Source organism: Allobosea sp. P4_E12 (assembly GCF_056401655.1).
On the sequence record NZ_JBFUIY010000014.1, the window covers coordinates 25,615 to 43,363 of the forward strand.

Below are 17,749 nucleotides of genomic sequence, written 5' to 3' on the forward strand. Positions count from 1 at the left end.
GTGGCCGAACGTCACCAGACGAGCTGCGGAATCGCGTAATCCGGGCGGGCATGCTGCCCTGCGAACCAGCCGTGGCGCTCTTCCCACGATTTCTCGACAAGATCCTGGGCGTGAATGCCCGCCAGCACCATGACGCTCGCCGCGCCGAAGGCGTTCGCCCCGGCGATGTCGGTTCGAATGGCATCACCAATTGCGCAAATCCGGTCTGGCGGAACGGGCTTGCCACGCCGCGCTTCGGCGATATGCAGCGCCATTTCGTAGATCGGGCGATGCGGCTTGCCGGCATAGATCACCCTGCCGCCGATCTGCTCGTACGCCAGCGCGAGCGAGCCGGCGCAGGGCACGATCTTGCCACCGCGATCGACCACCAGATCGGGATTGGCGCAGATCATCACGAGATCCCGTGCGACGAGATCGGCAAAGAGGCCGGCATAGGTCTCGGCCGTCTCGGTCTCGTCGTCGAACAATCCCGTGCAGAGCACGTAGCGCGCGTCCGCGGGTGAGACGCGCGGCGCATCCAGCCCGGCGATCAGGGGCAGGTCGCGGTCAGGGCCGAGCATGAAGACCGGCTCGCCGGACCGTTCCTCGATCAGCGCCCGGCAGACATCGCCGGAGGTCACGATCGCATCATAGGCAGCCTCCGGCACGGCAAAACGCGCGAGCTGGACCTCGATTTCACGGCGGGGACGGGGAGCGTTGGTCACCAGCACGACGGAAACACCGCGTTCCCGCATCGCAACCAGCGCATCGCAGGCGTCCTGATGAGCTGCCACGCCGTTGTGAACGACACCCCAGATATCGCACAGGCAGAGATCGAACCGGTCGGTGATTTCCGAGAATCCGCTCAATGCGACGGTGGGCGCGGTCTTGGCAGGCTGCAAAGCGGTCAACTCCCCTGAAACCAGTTGGGCTATGCGGCGCGACGGCAGCGCGGCACGGTGCCGGTTTAGGCCGTCGCAACGGGCAGCGATAGGGTTTTGTCAGGCGCTGGCGCGGCGTAGCACGGCGCGGAACGGCAGGCGCTCCGGCGCCGGGCCTTTCTGCGCAGGCCCGCTCGGCGGGGCTGGCAGCGCTGCCGCAGGCGATGTGCCGACGGTGGGATAGCCCAGAATCTCGGCCGAGATCCGCGCGGCGGGCCGCTCGGGCTCGGGCACTGGAGCGGCGGGTTTCGCCGGCTCGGGATCGGCAAAGACCTCCGGCTTGACCGGCCGCGGCGGTGAAATCACCAGCCCCTGGGCATAGGTCACGCCAAGCTCGATCATGTCCGCGACAGTCGGATCATCCTCGATCTTCTCGGCGACGAGGATGATCGAGGCCCGCGCGAGCTGAGCCGCGAGATCGGCGGCGGCGATATCGATCGAGGAACGCTCGGCTTCAGCCTGCAGCAGGGCGGCCGGCACTTTCACGAAGCGAATGCCACGATCATGCAGCGATGCCGGGTCGAACCGAAGATCGCCGACATGGTCGAGCGCGAAGCGCACGCCATTGGCGGACATCGCCCCCAGCAGGCCAAGGCTGGTCGGCTCCAGAGCGCGGAAGACGCGCTGCGGCATCTCGATCACCAGATGGCCGGCGTGCTCGCGATATTTCTCGAGGATACGGGAGAGGGTCACCAGAGCCTGCGACGAGGCCCAGGTTGCGGCGCTGAAATTACAGGCCACGAACAGGCCGCCGTCCTTGGATCCCAGATGGCGCGCGATCGCCAGCGTACGTGTCAGCACCAGTGCATCGAGCGTCGGGCCGAAACCCCGCTCCTCGACGATCGCCAGGAATTCGGCGGGGAGCAGCAAGGTGCTCTCGTCGAGACGCAGACGGACCAGCGCCTCGTAGCCACGTGTCCGGCGGTGCGGCAACTGCACGATCGGCTGGAGATGGACCTCGACCTTGCCCTCGGCCAGCGCGGTGCTGATGATCGCGGCTCGTTCATCGGCAGCGCGCAGCTGCTCGGCCTGAATGGCCTCCGCACGCGCTGCAGCAAGCGCCTCGCGATGCGCAATGCGGGCAAGCTCGGGAGCAGGCGCCGGCGGCGGCGGGGGAGCGGCTTCGGCATTGCGCCGGGCCTGCGCAGCCGAGAGTTGCGTGTCGTGATCTGCCAGCGTCGTTGCGACTTGCTGCAACAGGTCGCCGAGCAATCCGACCTCGGCCGTCAGTTCATTGATCGCAGCACGTGCGGGCGCGGCATCGGCCTCGCTCATCGGCAGTTGCTCGACACGCTGCGCCAAACTGTCAAGCCTGATGGCATTGGTAGCCAGGCGAACCTTGACCTCGCCGATCGCCGCGAAGATCTGCTCGCGCTGCGCAAGGACACGTCGCTCGTAGAAGATCGCGGATGCCGCCAACCCTGCCCCCGCCAGCAGGAGGCCGGCGGCGTTGGCCAGCGCTCCCGGCAAGGCGAGAACCGCGATTGCGCCAGCCGCCACGCCGGTCACGGCACTGGCGAGAGGATGCAAGGCGGTAAGGCGGACAGGGGCCAAGGCGACGACCGCGCGAAAGAGGTTGCTGGGGAATGAAAGCGACGAATCACTCTGCTACCCGACATTAACCGTCTGTTCACGCGCATGCGAGGGCCATGGACGAAAAGCGGCGACGGTCGGGAATTCGCTTAGTGAACGCCGCTGGCTTCAAGCCGACGCGGCCCGAGATCCGACATGATCCGGTCGATGACGGCTTCGCTGAACCCCATCCGCGACAGGTAAAGCCTGGCGTCGATCGCGAAGAGCGGAGCCGCCTGCGCCAGCCGTCGCAGGGCCGCTGAAACGCCCGGCTCATCATGCTTTCCCGCAAAGTGGAGGGCTCGGCCAAGCAAGCTGAGCGGACTGTCATCGGCGACGAAAATGGCGGCATGCGCATCCGCGAGCTTGTCATTGCCCATCAGATGCTCGGCCAGGAAGGCGTAGAAATCGTACCAGGCAGGACGGCCGCTGCTGGATGCCACAGCCCGCTGCAGCAGCGGCAGGCCTTCCGCAGGCTGACCGATCTGAACATAGCGCGCGCCGAGATCGGCCATGATGTCGGGATCGTAGGGATTGCGGACGAGCGCGGCCCGGCCCGCCCTGAAGGCATCTTCATAGGCGCCACGTGCGAAGTAAACGTCCATCATGGCCTGCTGCGCGCGTGCGCTGGACGGCGCCAGCCTGACCGCCGTCAACGCGGCGCTCAAGGCGCGATCGAGCGGCGAACCAGGCAGTGGATTGAGTCCGGCGGTGTATTCGTCGACCGTCAGCAGGGCGAGCTGCGACCAGGCGGGATGGAAGGCAGGGTCGCGCTCCAGAACCGCCTCCAGGCAGTTGCGGGCGGCCAGGTGATCTTCGGCGCGCATGGTGCGGCGGATATTCAGCGCCTGGAAGACACAGCGCATCGGCGACGCCGTCATCGTCTGGCGATAGTCGGCGTGAATGATGCCGAAGGGCTCGGCAAGCCTGACTGCGAGCCGTCGGGCGATCTCGCGCAATTCCGGAGCGTCCTCGCCCTTCGGCAATGTCCGGATGGCAGACGTCGTCCAGACCACACGACCGTCCTTGACGGAGCGCAACCGGCCGAAGCCTTCCGTCGCCCCGCCTTGCCGCGTCGCATTCATCTCGAAGACATAGTCGGCGCCGCTATAGAGGTCCGCGCCGGCGGCCGGCGTACGAACGGTAACGAGATCGTCGAATCGAGCCAGGGCATCGACCAGGAGCCGCGTGAAGGCCTGCACCAGCCCGGCCAGCTCCGGATCGTCGGCCGCGCCGCTCAGCGATACGACGACCATCGGCAAATGAGCCGACGCGCTCGATCCCGCGCGACGCGCTGCCTCCTCGATCAGTTGAGCCTGGCGCACCAGCGGGTCGGGTTGCGGTGTCGTCTCGAGCGGCGGGAGGTAGTGCCAAGTGGCGAGAGGCACGATCACGAGGACCAGCGCTAACACGGCGAGCCAGTGCCCGAGCCTGAAACCGTGCCTGCTCGGCCGCTCAGGGACCGGCAGCTGGGCCGCCCTGGCGTCGCCGGGCGCCATGCGCTCCTGCGCCGGCTCGGCCGGCATCCCGGCAGCCCCAAGATGTTCAAAGACAGGGACGTAAGCGCCGACCGGCATGGAAATGCGGATCGTGTCGTCGGCGCCATCGCCCTGATAATACTGGCCTAGCGCCCTGCGCAGACGACCGGCCTCGACCCTGACGATGGGGTCGGACTGCGGGTCGAAATCTGCCGGTCGGCCGAAGGCCTCAACCGCAATGGTGTAACCCTTGAGTTCCGAGCTGCGCCCTTCGATGCGGCGCTCCACGATGAAGTTCAGAAATGCGGAGAGCTGCGGTGCACTGCGAAACGCATCCGATGTCAGGATGCGTTCAAGGGCCTCACGGACAGCGAGAGCCTCCGGGTCTGCGAGCCGGTCGGTATCCTGACTGCTCTCGACCATTGGGGTTTGGTCCAGTTTGTTCCCCCCTTCATCCAAACTACGCCAAAACCGACGTTACGTCATTCGCAACGTCGAAGCGACCGGGCGACCGCGGCGCGCAGTGGTGCCCCGCCTCGCCCGCAATTTACAGCCCGCTTTGCGCTGTTAGGTTGAGAGAAGCTTAATTGTACAGGATGCGGCCGACAGCCTTCGTCTCGCAGCCGGGCGAAAACCCCCGTGATTTCGAAGCATTCTGCATGCCATTCGGCGTGTGCCGGCTCGTCAAGCAGACCCGGCGCATGGTCGCGTGCCGAAGCGTGTTTTACTAGGGCCGCGTAGGTAAGCCGGTAATGGGTGGCCCGGCCAGATGGCGGCGCTCAATGCGAAGCCTGCAGGCAGGCCGATCATCCCGGCGTTCAAGCCCCTGCCGACCAGCCGGACTACACCCCTTCCGTTCCGTTCGATCGCCTCGAGGTCTTTGCCGCGGAGCCCTGCTCGCTGTGCTGCCTCCAGGAGGTCTCGACCACGTCTTCTTCGCAGGCCAGCCTACCGAAGGGGTAGACACCCTGATGAAGAGCGCGCGGCCCCGCCGGAACGTCTCCCGGGAGGGAGCTGGGACGCACCTGAGCGGCTGCAGGCTCGGCCATCGCGGCGTCGGATCTGGCGGGATTTCGGTCAGCGGCATCGTCCGCAAGCACCCATTTTTCGGTGGATTGCTCTCAGATTCCGGCCATCCCCGTCGCAGCCGCGCTCGCGAAAAGCAGGCACTTGCGAAGGGCGAATCGGAATGTCGCGCGCGTTTCGCGCGCTTGAGCGAATCGTCACGTTTCGGTCGTCGTGTCCGGTTCCGGGCCAGTCAGGGGTTCGGCCGACCCATCACCGCCCAAAGGCTGCCGCAGGCGCCTGCGAGAGGCTGCGCCAGGCTCCGGTTCTGCCAAGGGCCGGCGAGCGGCAAGATCACGCACGCCGCAGCTTGTTGTAGCGGGCGATCAGCCTGTCGCGCTTCAGGCGTGACAGGCGATCGACCCAGAAAATGCCGTCGAGCTGATCGATCTCGTGCTGGTGGCAAACGGCGAGCAGGCCATCTGCCTCTTCGAACTGTTCCGCACCGTCCAGGTCCCGATAGGTGACATGGACGCGGGCATGACGCTCGATCTCGTCTGCAACCCCCGCCATCGAAACGCTGCCCTCGTGGTGGCGGATCATGTCAGGTGAAGCCCAGGCGATCGCCGGGTTCACATAGGTCCGAACCTCACCCGGCGACAGCTCCAGCACGACCAGCCGCTGGAGAAGACCGATATGCGGCGCCGTTATGCCGATGCCGGGAGCCGCCCGCATCGTTTCCAGCAAATCGGCCGCGAGCGAGCGAAGCACCGCATCGAAACGCGTCACCGGCTCGGCTGCCATGCGCAGCCGAGAATCGGGAAAGCCAATGATCGGCCGAATCGTCACGCGGTGGCCTCAGGGGATTATGCGGCAGCCTTCTTCTCCGCATTGCCATAGTAGCTCTCGCCCGTCTTCGCCATGCGCTTGAGCTGCCGGTTCGGCCTGAAGCGCTCTCCATGGGTCCTGGCGAGCTTCTCGCAGAGCTTCACGAAGACGGCCGCGCCCATGTTGTCGATGTAGGAGAGCGTGCCGCCCGAATAGGGCGCGAAACCGAAGCCGATGATCGAGCCGACATCCGCCTCGCGAGGATCGGTCACGACACCTTCCTCATAGGTGCGGGCAGCTTCCAGGGCCTGGGTGACGAGCAGGCGTTCCTTGAGCTCCTGCATGTCGATGAGCTCGGGGTCGAGCCGGTTCTTCGTCAGCTCGGCAAGCCCCGGCCAAAGCCGCTTCGGGCCGGCTTCCGGATAGTCGTAGAAGCCTTTCCTGTTCTTGCGGCCGAGGCGGCCATGCGTCTCGACCATCTCGGTGAGCAGTCTTTCCTGCGCCGGATCGACCGCCTGTTCGCCGAGTTGGGCCTTGGTCGCCTTCAGCACCTTGTAGGCGAGATCGACCGCGACCTCGTCATTGAGGGACAGCGGACCGACCGGCATGCCGGCCTGCTTGCCGGCGGCCTCGATCATCGCCGGGGGCACGCCCTCCATCAGCATCAGATGGCCTTCGCGGATGTAGTTGCCGACACAGCGGTTGGCATAGAAGCCGCGCGTGTCGTTGACGACGATCGGCGTCTTCCTGATGGCGCGGACGAAATCGAGCGCCATGGCGAGCGCCTTCTTGCCGGTCTTCTTGGCCATGATGATCTCGACCAGGAGCATCTTCTCGACCGGCGAGAAGAAATGCACGCCGATGAAATTCTTCGGGCGCTGCGAGTGCTGGGCGAGCCCGGTGATCGGAAGCGTCGATGTATTGGAGCCGAAGATCGTCCTTGGTCCGACCACCGCCTCGACCTTGGCGATGACCTCGGCCTTGACCTTCGGATCCTCGAACACGGCCTCGATGACGAGATCGCAGCCCTTGAGATCGGCATAGTCCGCCGAGGCGATGATCCGGCCGAGCAGCGCGTCGCGGTCGGCCGTCTTGGCGCGCCCCTTCATGATCTGGTCGGAAACCAGCTTATGCGAATAGGCCTTGCCCTTCTCGGCCGCCTCGATGTCGCGGTCGATCAGGATGACGTCCAGGCCTGCCTGGGCGGTGACATAGGCGATGCCCGCGCCCATGAAGCCTGCGCCGACAACGCCGACCTTCTTCAGCCTGCTCGCCGGGACATCGGCCGGGCGGCGAGCCCCCTTGTTCAGCTCCTGCATCGAGACGAAGAGCGTGCGGATCATCGAGGCCGCCTCCTTCGTCCGCAGAATTTTTGCGAAATAGCGGCTCTCGACCCTGAGGCCGAGATCGATCGGCAACTGCAGGCCCTCATAGACTGCGCTCAGGATGGCGCGTGCGGCCGGGTAGTTGTCATTCGTCTCGCGGCGATAGATCGCGTTGGCCGGTGGCCAGATCTGCATGCCGGCGGGCGAATAGACCTTGTTGGAAGGCAGCTTGAACTTGGGATCGTCCCAGGGCGCCTTGGCCTGCGGATTGGCCTTCAGCCACTCCCGGGCGTTCTGAAGCATCTGATCCCGCGGCACGGCCGCATGGACGAGGCCGCTGTTTCGGGCCGGCAGCGCCTTGATCTGCTCGCCCTTGAACATCATCTGCAGCGCGTCGCCGGTCTGCATCAGGCGCGAGACACGCTGCGTACCGCCGGCGCCGGGGAAGAGCCCGACCTTGATCTCGGGCAGGCCGACGCGGGTTGAGGCATCGTCCGAGGCGACACGATACTGGCAGGCGAGCGCAAGTTCGAAGGCACCACCGAGGCAGACGCCATGGATGGCGGCTGCGAACGGCTTCCCGCAGGTTTCGAGCTTGCGATAGAGCAGCGAGAGCTTGCGGCTTTCGTCGAAGAAGGTCTGCATCGCAGCCGCTTCGCCCTTCTCCCTGGCAAGCCCGACATAGAGGTCGCGCAGCCCCTGGAGCATGGTCAGGTCCGCACCGCCCGAGAAGGCTTCCTTGCCGGAGGTAATGACGCAGCCCTTGATCGCCTCGCTCGAGACGACATGGTCGATGACCTGGTTCAACTCGGCCATGACCTCGGGGGTGATGACGTTCATCGAACGGCCGGGCATGTCCCAGATCAGGGTCGCAATGCCGTCGGCGTCGGTCTCGAAGCGGAAATTGGTGAGGTTCATAGGTTCTCTCCCCTTCGTGCCGATCAGACGCGTTCGATGATGGTCGCGACGCCCATGCCGGCGGCGACGCAAAGCGTGACGAGTGCGGTCTGCTTGTTCGTGCGCTCGAGTTCGTCGAGCACAGTGCCGAGGATCATCGCGCCCGTGGCGCCGAGCGGATGGCCCATCGCAATGGCGCCGCCATTGACGTTGAGGATGGCGTCGTCGATGTCGAAGGCCTGCTGATAGCGCAGCACCACCGAGGAGAAGGCCTCGTTCAGCTCGAACAGGTCGATATCCCCTGTGGTCATGCCGGCCTTTTTCAGAACCAGCTCCGTGACGTCGACCGGCCCGGTCAGCATCAGCGCCAGATCGGAACCGACAGTGGCGAAGGCCCGGATGCGGGCGCGCGGCTTCAGGCCAGCCGCCTTGCCGCCCTTCTTCGAGCCGACGAGCACGGCAGCCGCACCATCGACGATACCGGAGGAATTGCCGGCGTGATGCACGTGATTGACGAACTCCACATCGGGGTGAGCCGCCGTCGCGACGGCATCGAAACCACCCATCTCGCCCATCTGGACGAAGGATGCCTTGAGCGCTGCCAAGGCCTGCATGTCCGTATTCGGACGAATGGTCTCGTCGCGGTCGAGGAGAATCAGCCCGTTAACGTCGGTGACCGGGATGACCGAATTCCTGAAGCGGCCTTCAGCCCAGGCGGCGGCGGCCTTCTTGTGCGAGCGCACGGCAAAGGCGTCGACATCGTCACGCGAGAAGCCGTATTTCGTGGCGATCAGATCGGCCGAGACGCCTTGCGGCATGAAATAGGTGTCGATCGCGACGGACGGATCGACCGCAATGCCGAAGCCCGAGGCGCCCATGCCGACGCGGCTCATGCTCTCGACGCCGCCACCGATCGCCATCTCCTTCTGGCCGGCCATGACCTGCGCCGCGGCAAGGTTCACCGCGTCGAGGCCCGAGGCGCAGAAGCGGTTGATCTGCACGCCCGGCACTTCCTTGCCGTACCCCGCCTTGAGCGCGACGGTCCGCGCGATATCGGCGCCGGCCTCGCCGACCGGATCGACGCAGCCAAAGACGACATCCTCGACCAGCTTGGGCTCGAGCTTGTTGCGGTCCTTGATCGCACGCAGCACCTGCGTGCCGAGTTCGATCGCCGTGACCTCGTGCAGCGAGCCGTCGGCCTTGCCCTTGCCGCGCGGCGTCCGAACGTGATCGTAGATGAATGCGTCAGCCATCAAGGCCTCCCGGGGCTCGCCGCAATGGCGGCTCGTTGTTGGGACTTCGCCAACATGGCCGGGCATGTCCCGGCCATCTGGAAGCGAAGGCAATCTGCAAGCGATGCCCGGGTCAAGCCCGGGCATGACCTTTGGTCTGCTCAGAACTGCTCTGCCGAGAGCGCCATGGTGGAATCGGCGCCGGCCGTGATCCGTGCCAGATGCGCGGCCGTCTCCGGCAGGGTGCGCTCCATGAAGAAGCGCGCGGTGACGAGCTTGGTGTTCATCCGCTCGGTCGCGCCATTGGCACCGGCTTTGAGCTTGTCCTGCGCAGCCTTGGCGATCTTCACCCACATATAGCCGAGCGAGACGAGGCCGAGCAGGTGCATGTAGTCGGTTGCGCCGGCACCGGCATTGTCAGGCTTGGCGAGGGCGTTGTTCATGAACCACATCGTCGCCTGCTGGAGATGACCGAGCGAGGCCAGCAGGGGAGCGAGCAGCGGCTTCAGCCCCTCGTCCTCGCCATGTTCCTTGATGAAGCCGCCGACCTCGTTGAAGAAGGCCATGATGGCGCGGCCGCCGTCTCGGCCGAGCTTGCGGCCGATCAGGTCCATGGCCTGCACGCCATTGGCGCCCTCGTAGATCATGGCGATGCGCGCGTCGCGCACGAACTGCTCCATGCCCCATTCGGCGATGTAGCCATGGCCGCCATACATCTGCTGGGCCTTCACCGCGTTGTCGAAACCGACATCGGTCAGGACACCCTTGAGCACGGGGGTCATCAGTCCAAGCTGATCGTCGGCGGCCTGGCGTTCGGCGGCATCGGCAGAACGGTGGGCGACATCGGATTTCAGCGCGTTCCACAGCACGAAGGCGCGCGCAGCCTCGTTGAAGGCCTTGATCGACATCAGCGTGCGACGGACATCGGGATGGACGATGATCGGATCGGCAGCCTTGTCCGGCTCCTTGGCGCCGGTCAGCGCCCGTCCCTGGAGGCGGTCCTTGGCATAGGCAACAGCGTTCTGATAGGCGACCTCGGACTGGGCGAGCCCCTGGATCGCGACGCCGAGGCGGGCCTCGTTCATCATCACGAACATGACGTTGAGGCCCTTGTTCTCGGTGCCGATGAGCCAGCCCCTGGCACCGTCATAGTTCATGACGCAGGTCGAATTGCCGTGGATGCCCATCTTGTGCTCGATCGAGCCGCAGGAGACGCCGTTGCGCTCGCCGACCGCGCCGTCGGCGCCGACCACGTTGCGCGGCACCACGAAGAGCGAGATGCCCTTGACGCCGGCGGGAGCCCCCTCGATGCGGGCGAGCACGAGATGGATGATGTTCTCGGTGATGTCCTGCTCGCCGGCCGAGATGAAGATCTTGGTGCCGGAGATCGCATAGGAACCATCGCCATTCGGCACGGCCTTGGTCTTGATCAGGCCGAGATCGGTGCCGCAATGCGGCTCCGTCAGGTTCATCGTGCCCGACCAGACACCCTCGACCATCTTCGGGATATAGGTGCGCTTCTGCTCCTCAGTGCCGTGCACGTAGAGTGCGGCGATCGCGCCCATGGTCAGGCCGGGATACATCGAGAACGCCATGTTCGCCGCCGAGGCATATTCGTTCATCACGGCGCCGAGCGTATAGGGCAGGCCCTGGCCGCCATATTCGGGATCCATGGCAAGTCCGATCCAGCCGCCCTCGGCATAGGCCTTGTGCGCCTCCTTGAAGCCCTTTGGCGTCGTCACGGATCCGTCAGGGTTGCGCTTGCAGCCCTCCTGGTCGCCGGAATGGTTCAACGGCTGGAGCACTTCCTCGCAGAGCTTGGCACCCTCGCCCAGCACCGCCGCGACCACATCGGGCGTCGCATCCGCGAAACCCGGCAGGTTGTTGTAGCGTTCGATGTTGAAGACGTCGTTGAGCAGGAACAGGGTGTCTTCGACGGGCGCCTTGTAGACCGGCATGGTGTCCTCCCTCTCGCGCAGCGCGGCCGCCTGCAGAATGCGATCCGGGGCAGCCATTCATCAGATAGTTTATATATAAACAATCTATGGGTGACTTGTGAAGAGGGCTGGGCCATTTTGTTGCCGCACCCTGTCGCGTTTCCCATCCGCAGCGCATGACAAAACGGCCCCGGACACAAGTCCGGAGCCGTCAATCCCGATCAAATGATCGATAATCCGTGCCGTGAGGCGCTCAGGCCTTGTCGAGGCCCGCAAGCGTCGCTTCGAGCTCGGCGATCGCGCCTTCGATCTCGACCTGCTGCGAGCGCAGCAATTCGAGCTGCTCGGCAATCTGCCCGCGGGTGAGCTGCAGCCCGCCGACCGAAGCCGACTTCTCTGCGCCGGCCTCGCCCTTCTTTTCCTCATTGGCGAGCATGGCGCGGATTTCAACCAGCGTGAAACCGAGCTGCTTGCCCTTGAGGATCAGCGCAAGCCGCGAGCGATCGCGGCCGGAATAGATGCGCGTCATGCCCGAGCGGGCCGGAGCAAGGAGACCGCGCGATTCATAGAAGCGAAGCGTGCGCAGGGTCACCGCGAAATCGCGGGCAAGGTCGCTGATGGTGAAACCACCAGCCGAGTCGGCTTCACTGGAAGTAGGCGTCGACGATGTGCGGCCGGTATCTGAAGAGCCGGCCGCCATAGCATTGCTGTGGCGCGACATGGAGTTCCTTAAAAAGTTTGGACGCAGGGAACCGCCGGCATCGGTGGCGACGAAGTTCCGTTGGGTAGGGGGAATAGCTCGCCCCATCTCCTAGCGTCAGGTAATATCGGCCAATTGGGGGTAAATTACGGTTACGAGCCCGGCATTCGTGCTGCCCCTGTCCGGGCGTTTGCAAAAAATTAACGGCCGGCCCCCGGATATTAACCGTCCGTTTACCGTGACGGCCAAAAGTCGGGTCTGCGAGCCAGGCCGTCGTCAGCGGCAACTGAATCTTCACGATCGCCTGTTTCGCGCGGGGAAGCTGCGGCGCCAGGGGGCTGCGCATCCCGACTGAAGACCGGTCCCCTTAGGCGAGCGAGATCATGGCCAATAGCTTGCCCTGGAGCGTCAAGGGCGTTGATCCGCGCACCCGCGATGCCGCAAAGGCCGCGGCGCGGCGCGCCGGAATGACCCTGGGTGAATGGCTGGACCACAAGATTCGCGTCGAGGCGGAAGAGAGCGAGCCGACAGCCGCCCCTCTGGAGCAGCTCGACATCGCAGCGCTGTCCGAGCGCCTCGCCAAGCTCTCCCAAGGGCAGATGGAAACCTCCTCGCAGGCCGCAGCAAGCGCTGCGGCGCCGCAGTTTGCTCCCGAGATGTCGCGGGGCCAGATCGAGGCCGCGTTGTCGCAGGCCGCCCTCGCCGAGCGCATGACCCGGGAATCGAGCGCCAAGACGGCCGGCGCCCTGGATTCGATCGCGCGCTGGATCGAGAAGACCGAGAACCGTCTCGTCAGCGGCGAGCGCAGTAACGCCGAGCGTCAGGAACGCGCCACCAACGTCATCGCCGACGCGATCAAGACCATGGGCGAGCGCATTGCCGAGATCGAGCGCAAGGCGGTTGATGCCCAGAGCAAGGCTGCCGCCGCCCGCCCGGCCCTGAATCGCGATGGCCTGGCCGCAGCGGTGACGGATATCCGCACGCGCCAGCGCATGCTGGATACCGATCCCGAAGCCGCCGCCTCGGGCCGGACAGGCCTGAGCGAGAGCCGGGTCGCGGCCTTGCGGCAGGATCTCCGATCGTTGGGCGAGAGGGTCGGCGCCAGGGGCGACCATCCCTCTCTCATGTCCGAGCGCCTCTCCCCGGCTGCGGCGTCACGCCAGGTCGAAACGCCCGCACTGGAAAGGCTGATTGCCGATCTCGGTTCGAAGCTGGAGCGGCTGGACCGGAACGACCGTATCGAGCCTATCCTGAAGCCTCTGGCGCGGATCGAAACCGAAGTCGCCCGCCTCGCCCGCGAGAATTCCGGCGAGAGCTATGCCCGTTTCGAGCTGGAGCTCGCGCATCTCGCCGCCAAGGTCGACGCACTCGCGGCGCGCGGCAGCGACCGCGCTGCACTGACCCCTGTGCTTCGCGACATCGCAGAATTGCGTGAACTGCTCGCCACGAGCACCGGCGATAACCGCCTCGGCGATCTTTCGCATCAGGTTTCGGCTCTGGCGGGCGAAGTCGCCCGGCTGCGCGACGGGCAGCCTGATGCACTCTCGATGCGTGGCCTGTCCCAGGCGATCGAGGACGTGCGCGACGCCCTGCTCACCGACCGTTTCGGCGATCCCGCCCCGCTGCTTTCGCTGTCGCGGCAGGTCGAGGCGCTAGCTGACAAGGTCGATTCGCTGCCCGTGATGCGCCCCGAGGTGATCACGTCTCAGACCGAGCAACTCTTCGCGCGGCTCAACGAGATCGGCGCCTCCGGCTCTCCGGCATCGAACGAGCTGTCGCGCCGGATTGAGGCCCTCATCATCAAGCTCGAGGATGTCTCCGATCGGCAGCCGAACCAGCTCGCGGACCGGATCGACAGCCTGCAGCACCAGATCGAGACGCTGGCGGATCACGGCCCGGCAGCAGTCATGAAGCAGATCGAAGGGTTGGCTGCCCGGATCGAGAGTCTCGCAGCCTCCAGCAACCTGACCCAGATGGTCCATGACGGCGGCAACGTACAGGTCGCGCGCGTCGACATGCGCCCGGTTGAGGACATGTTGCGCAGCCTCGCCGAGAAGATCGACGAGGCGGGACGCCCTGGCGCCGAATCCGATTCCTTCGATGCACTCGAACAGCAGATCGCCGGCCTCGCCAGCCGGCTCGACGAGGCCGTCGCGACGCGTTCGGCCGAGACCGGGATCGAGCGCACGCTGCAGGACCTCGTGCGACACCTCCAGACCGTGCGCGAGGACACCGCAGCCGCGGCCGAACGTGCCGCACGCACCGCCATGGCCGATATGGCGAGCAAGCCCCCCGCTCAGGCGGGAGGCTTTGCTGAGCTGAGCACCCTGGTTTCCGGACTGCGCGAGAGCAACGCCGCCTCCGGCCGGGAGACGCAGGACGCGATCGGCGCCGTCCATCAGACCCTCGAGACGATCATCTCGCGCCTCGCCAGCCTCGAAGCCGAGCTCGGCCTCGAGCGGAAGGAGGTCGCGCTCGCACCGGCCCCGGCGGCCGCGGCGCGCCCCTCCACCATGCCGTCGACGCGTGGCCTTGCACTTCCTGCCAGCATGAGCGCCGCGATCGAGGATCGCTTTGGCGCCCGGCTGGAGACGACCCGGCCGGCGGAACGCGCAGCAGAAGCGCCTGCCGCCAGGTCCCATGACCTGCCGCTCGAACCGGGCTCGGGCCGGCCGCGCCAGGACACACCGGCCGCTCCGGCCGCGGCAGCCCAGGATCCTCAATCGGTCCGCCAGAACCTGATCGCTGCGGCACGGCGTTCGGCAAAGGCGGCCTCCGAAGCCGCAGCCTCTGTGCCCGCGGCGGAAGCCGAGCGCAGCGGCACCAGCACCTCCAAGGGCGGCAAGCTCAAGGAGATCATGGAGAAGCGTCGCCGCCCGCTCCTGCTCGGGCTGGCCGCTGTCGTTCTTGCCATGGGCACCGCCCATGTCGTCACCGGCGCACTGCAAAGCCCGAAGACGAAGGCCGCCGGCAACGAAACCGTTCAGACTCCTGCCTCCGCTCCCGCCGTCGCTGCCCCGGAACCCGCCGCCCCGGAAGCTCCAGCCAAGCCCACGAAGGATCAGAGCTCGGTGCTTTCGCCGGTCGAACTCGGCCCGGCCGCCGCCTTCGCGGGACCGGCAGCCCCGATTCTCGGCTCTCCCGAAACCACCAGCTCGACCACCCAACCGACGGCAACCGCCGCGCTGCCGCCAGCGACCGCGCCCGACCCGGTTCAGGCCGTCACCGGGCTCGGCGACCTGCCTGCCGGATTTGGAACGCCAGGCCTGCGCAAGGCCGCCCAGGCAGGTGATGCCCGTGCCGTCTACGAGCTCGCCAGCCGCGCGGCCGATGGCAGCAACGCGACACGCGATCCGAAACTGGCCTTGCGCCTGTTCGAACGCGCCGCGGTCGCCGGGCTGGCGCCAGCGCAGTTCCGACTGGCCAACATGTTCGAGAAGGGCGTGGGCACCCAGCGCGACATCGCACTGGCGCGGGTCTGGTACTCCCGTGCCGCAGAGCGCGGGAATGCCAAGGCCATGCACAATCTCGCCGTGCTTTATGCCGAGGGCGTCGACGGCAAGGCGGACTATGCGACGGCGACGGAATGGTTCCGCCGCGCCGCGGACGCAGGCGTGCGCGACAGCCAATACAATCTCGCCGTTCTGCTGGGCCGCGGCCTCGGCGTGCCAGCCGATCTCAGCCAGTCCTATCTCTGGTTCGCCATCGCCGCCAAGCAGGGCGACGACGATGCGGCCCGCAAGCGTGACGAAGTCGCCGGACGCCTCAACCCCAACGACCTGGCAGCGGCGAAGCTCGCTGTCGATTCCTGGAAGGCAAAGGTGCTCGAGCCTGGCGCCAACGAGGTTGCGGCACCGGCACAGGGTTGGGAAGACAATACAAGCGCGGCCGTCAGGAAGCCCGCAAAGCCAGCTCGCAGCTAATGCATGACAGGCAGGCCCCTGGCCTGCCTGTCATGGTTTCGACGCGTTACGCAGCCATCAGAGGTTGATCGCGACTTCAGCCGATCCGGCCGCAACACCTTCTTCGTCCACGATAAGGATTTGCCTAACCGGATTGGTGCAATCTGGGACGAGCCGGCGCCGAATCTCATGCCGCGCCGGCACACGAGGGCAAAGGTGCAGATTTATCTCCCGATCGCGGAACTGCCGATCAGCATCCTGATGGTGCTGGGTCTGAGCGGTGCCGTCGGCTTCATCTCCGGCCTGTTCGGGGTCGGCGGTGGCTTCCTGCTGACCCCTCTTCTGATCTTCCTCGATATCCCTCCGGCAGTTGCCGTGGCGACCGTGGCCGCCCAGGTCGCCGGCTCGTCGATGACCGGCGTCCTGACCTACTGGCGCCGCAAGGCGCTCGACCTCAAGCTCGGCAGCGTCCTGGTCGGCGGGGGCATCATCGGCACCATTTTCGGCGTTCTGTTCTTCAACTCGATGCGCCGGCTCGGTCAGCTCGATCTGGTCATCACCCTGTCCTATGTGACGCTGTTCACCATCATTGGCGGATTGATGCTCTATGACGCGCTGCGCTCGGCGCTGCGCGCCAAGGCGGGCAAGCCGGCACGCCGGCGCCGTCAGGCCGGCACACATCCGCAATGGATGAAGCTGCCCTGGCGCATGCGTTTTCACAGTTCGCAGCTCTACGCCAGCGTCATCCCGATCGCCGCGCTCGCCATCGTCATCGGCTTCATCGGCGCCGTGCTCGGCGTGGGCGGTGGTTTCATCCTGGTGCCGGCGCTGATTTACTTCTTCCGCATCCCGCCGGCGGTCGTCGTCGGCACCTCCTTGTTCCAGATCCTGGTGACGATGACGGGCGCAACCATGCTGCACGCCCTCACAAACCAGTCGGTCGACCTGATCCTGGCGGCACTGCTCCTGGTCGGCGGCGTGATCGGGGCCCAGTTCGGCGGCCGCGCGGCGCGCAACCTGAATGTCGACTCCTTCCGTCTGCTGCTTGCGCTGCTGATCCTGTCGGTGGGCCTGCGCTTCGCGATCGAGCTGTTCATCCCGCCCAGCGACCCCTTCTCGGTAGTCCTGCCGGAGAGCGCGCGATGAAGGGCTTCAGGTCCCTGGCCGCTGCGTTGCTGCTGACCTCCATCGCGGCCACTGCCCCGCGTGCCGAAACGCTGATCGCATCCGTGTCTAGCCATCAGATCCAGATCTCCTCGAACTATACCGGCGATCAACTGACGGTCTTCGGCCTGGTCGAACGCGGCGGGCGGACGGTGGCGCGCGGCGACCCTTACGACATCGTGGTGACGGTGCGTGGGCCACAGCGCATGCTGATCGTCCGCGAGAAGGAACGGCTCGGGCCGATCTGGATCAACCGGACGCAGCGGCGCTTCGTCGATCGCCCGATATTCCTGATGGTGTCGAGCAACCGGCCCCTGAACGAGATCGTCAACGAGGATGCGGCGCGGCGCGACAGGATCGGGCTGGCCAACACCCAGCGCAACTTGCCGCCGGAGCTCTATTATGAGGAGAGCACTGTGCGCTTTCGCCAGGCGCTGATCCGAATCCTCGAAGACAAGGGTCTCTATGCGCAGGACGAGCGCGGCGTCACCTTCCTGTCGGAAACATTGTTCAGCGCGCCGATCGATGTGCCCGCCACCGCACCGACCGGCTCCTACGAGATCGAGATCGCGCTCTATTCAGGCGGCGCCATGCTGGCGCGCCAGACCACCAATTTCGAGGTGATCAAGACCGGCATCGAGCAGCGGCTGGCGACCGGCGCACATGACCATCCGCTCCTCTACGGACTGGCCACGGCGGCCATGGCGCTGCTTCTGGGCTGGCTCTCCAGCGTCATTTTCCGGCGCGACTGAGCATTGGCCCGAAAAGCTAGGCCATCGGACCGGATAC

11 protein-coding genes are annotated in these 17,749 nt (G+C 65.9%); 3 read left to right on the plus strand and 8 right to left on the minus strand.

What is annotated here, in order from left to right:
- Positions 1–11: 11 nt before the first annotated feature.
- The 8 genes from AC1DW9_RS18725 to AC1DW9_RS18760 form a co-directional block, all read right to left on the minus strand.
- On the minus strand, positions 12–881 hold the full coding sequence (locus AC1DW9_RS18725; RefSeq protein ID WP_441488860.1) for a TIGR01459 family HAD-type hydrolase: 870 nt from the start codon (positions 879–881) through the stop codon (positions 12–14).
- 99 nt (positions 882–980) lie between these two features.
- The gene (locus tag AC1DW9_RS18730; RefSeq protein ID WP_441506118.1) at positions 981–2,474 is read right to left on the minus strand and encodes an EAL domain-containing protein; all 1,494 of its coding nucleotides are present in this window, start codon (positions 2,472–2,474) and stop codon (positions 981–983) included.
- A gap of 128 nt (positions 2,475–2,602) precedes the next feature.
- Entirely contained in the window at positions 2,603–4,393 is a 1,791-nt protein-coding gene (locus tag AC1DW9_RS18735; protein ID WP_476768392.1) for a hypothetical protein, read from the minus strand.
- A 936-nt stretch (positions 4,394–5,329) separates the two neighbouring features.
- Entirely contained in the window at positions 5,330–5,824 is a 495-nt protein-coding gene (locus AC1DW9_RS18740) for a peptide deformylase (RefSeq protein ID WP_441506116.1), read from the minus strand.
- Positions 5,825–5,841: 17 nt separating this feature from the next.
- On the minus strand, positions 5,842–8,046 hold the full coding sequence (locus AC1DW9_RS18745; protein WP_441506115.1) for a 3-hydroxyacyl-CoA dehydrogenase NAD-binding domain-containing protein: 2,205 nt from the start codon (positions 8,044–8,046) through the stop codon (positions 5,842–5,844).
- Between the two features lie 23 nt (positions 8,047–8,069).
- On the minus strand, positions 8,070–9,278 hold the full coding sequence (locus AC1DW9_RS18750) for an acetyl-CoA C-acetyltransferase (protein WP_441506114.1): 1,209 nt from the start codon (positions 9,276–9,278) through the stop codon (positions 8,070–8,072).
- 140 nt (positions 9,279–9,418) lie between these two features.
- Entirely contained in the window at positions 9,419–11,215 is a 1,797-nt protein-coding gene (locus AC1DW9_RS18755; RefSeq protein WP_441506140.1) for an acyl-CoA dehydrogenase C-terminal domain-containing protein, read from the minus strand.
- Between the two features lie 232 nt (positions 11,216–11,447).
- On the minus strand, positions 11,448–11,915 hold the full coding sequence (locus AC1DW9_RS18760; RefSeq protein WP_441488853.1) for a MerR family transcriptional regulator: 468 nt from the start codon (positions 11,913–11,915) through the stop codon (positions 11,448–11,450).
- Between the two features lie 362 nt (positions 11,916–12,277).
- Here AC1DW9_RS18760 and AC1DW9_RS18765 point away from each other — a divergent pair, with 362 nt between their 5' ends.
- The 3 genes from AC1DW9_RS18765 (at position 12,278) to AC1DW9_RS18775 (ending at position 17,712) form a co-directional block, all read left to right on the plus strand.
- Positions 12,278–15,817: an SEL1-like repeat protein gene (locus tag AC1DW9_RS18765; RefSeq protein ID WP_441506113.1), complete on the plus strand. Its 3,540-nt coding sequence runs from the start codon at positions 12,278–12,280 to the stop codon at positions 15,815–15,817.
- 195 nt (positions 15,818–16,012) lie between these two features.
- On the plus strand, positions 16,013–16,942 hold the full coding sequence (locus AC1DW9_RS18770; protein WP_441506112.1) for a sulfite exporter TauE/SafE family protein: 930 nt from the start codon (positions 16,013–16,015) through the stop codon (positions 16,940–16,942).
- Positions 16,939–17,712 carry a TIGR02186 family protein gene (locus tag AC1DW9_RS18775; RefSeq protein WP_441488850.1) on the plus strand — a complete coding sequence of 258 codons (774 nt, stop codon included), beginning with the start codon at positions 16,939–16,941 and terminating at the stop codon, positions 17,710–17,712. Before AC1DW9_RS18770 ends, AC1DW9_RS18775 begins: the two co-directional genes overlap by 4 nt.
- The last annotated feature ends 37 nt before the right edge of the window (positions 17,713–17,749 follow it).

Bases quoted from the DNA above. Each gene is read 5' to 3' on its own strand.
- AC1DW9_RS18735 (WP_476768392.1), bottom strand. From the start codon at position 4,393: ATGGTCGAGAGCAGTCAGGATACCGACCGGCTCGCAGACCCGGAGGCT.
- AC1DW9_RS18745 (WP_441506115.1), bottom strand. From the start codon at position 8,046: ATGAACCTCACCAATTTCCGCTTCGAGACCGACGCCGACGGCATTGCG.
- AC1DW9_RS18750 (WP_441506114.1), bottom strand. From the start codon at position 9,278: ATGGCTGACGCATTCATCTACGATCACGTTCGGACGCCGCGCGGCAAG.
- AC1DW9_RS18755 (WP_441506140.1), bottom strand. From the start codon at position 11,215: ATGCCGGTCTACAAGGCGCCCGTCGAAGACACCCTGTTCCTGCTCAAC.
- AC1DW9_RS18760 (WP_441488853.1), bottom strand. From the start codon at position 11,915: ATGTCGCGCCACAGCAATGCTATGGCGGCCGGCTCTTCAGATACCGGC.
- AC1DW9_RS18765 (WP_441506113.1), top strand. From the start codon at position 12,278: ATGGCCAATAGCTTGCCCTGGAGCGTCAAGGGCGTTGATCCGCGCACC.
- AC1DW9_RS18775 (WP_441488850.1), top strand. From the start codon at position 16,939: ATGAAGGGCTTCAGGTCCCTGGCCGCTGCGTTGCTGCTGACCTCCATC.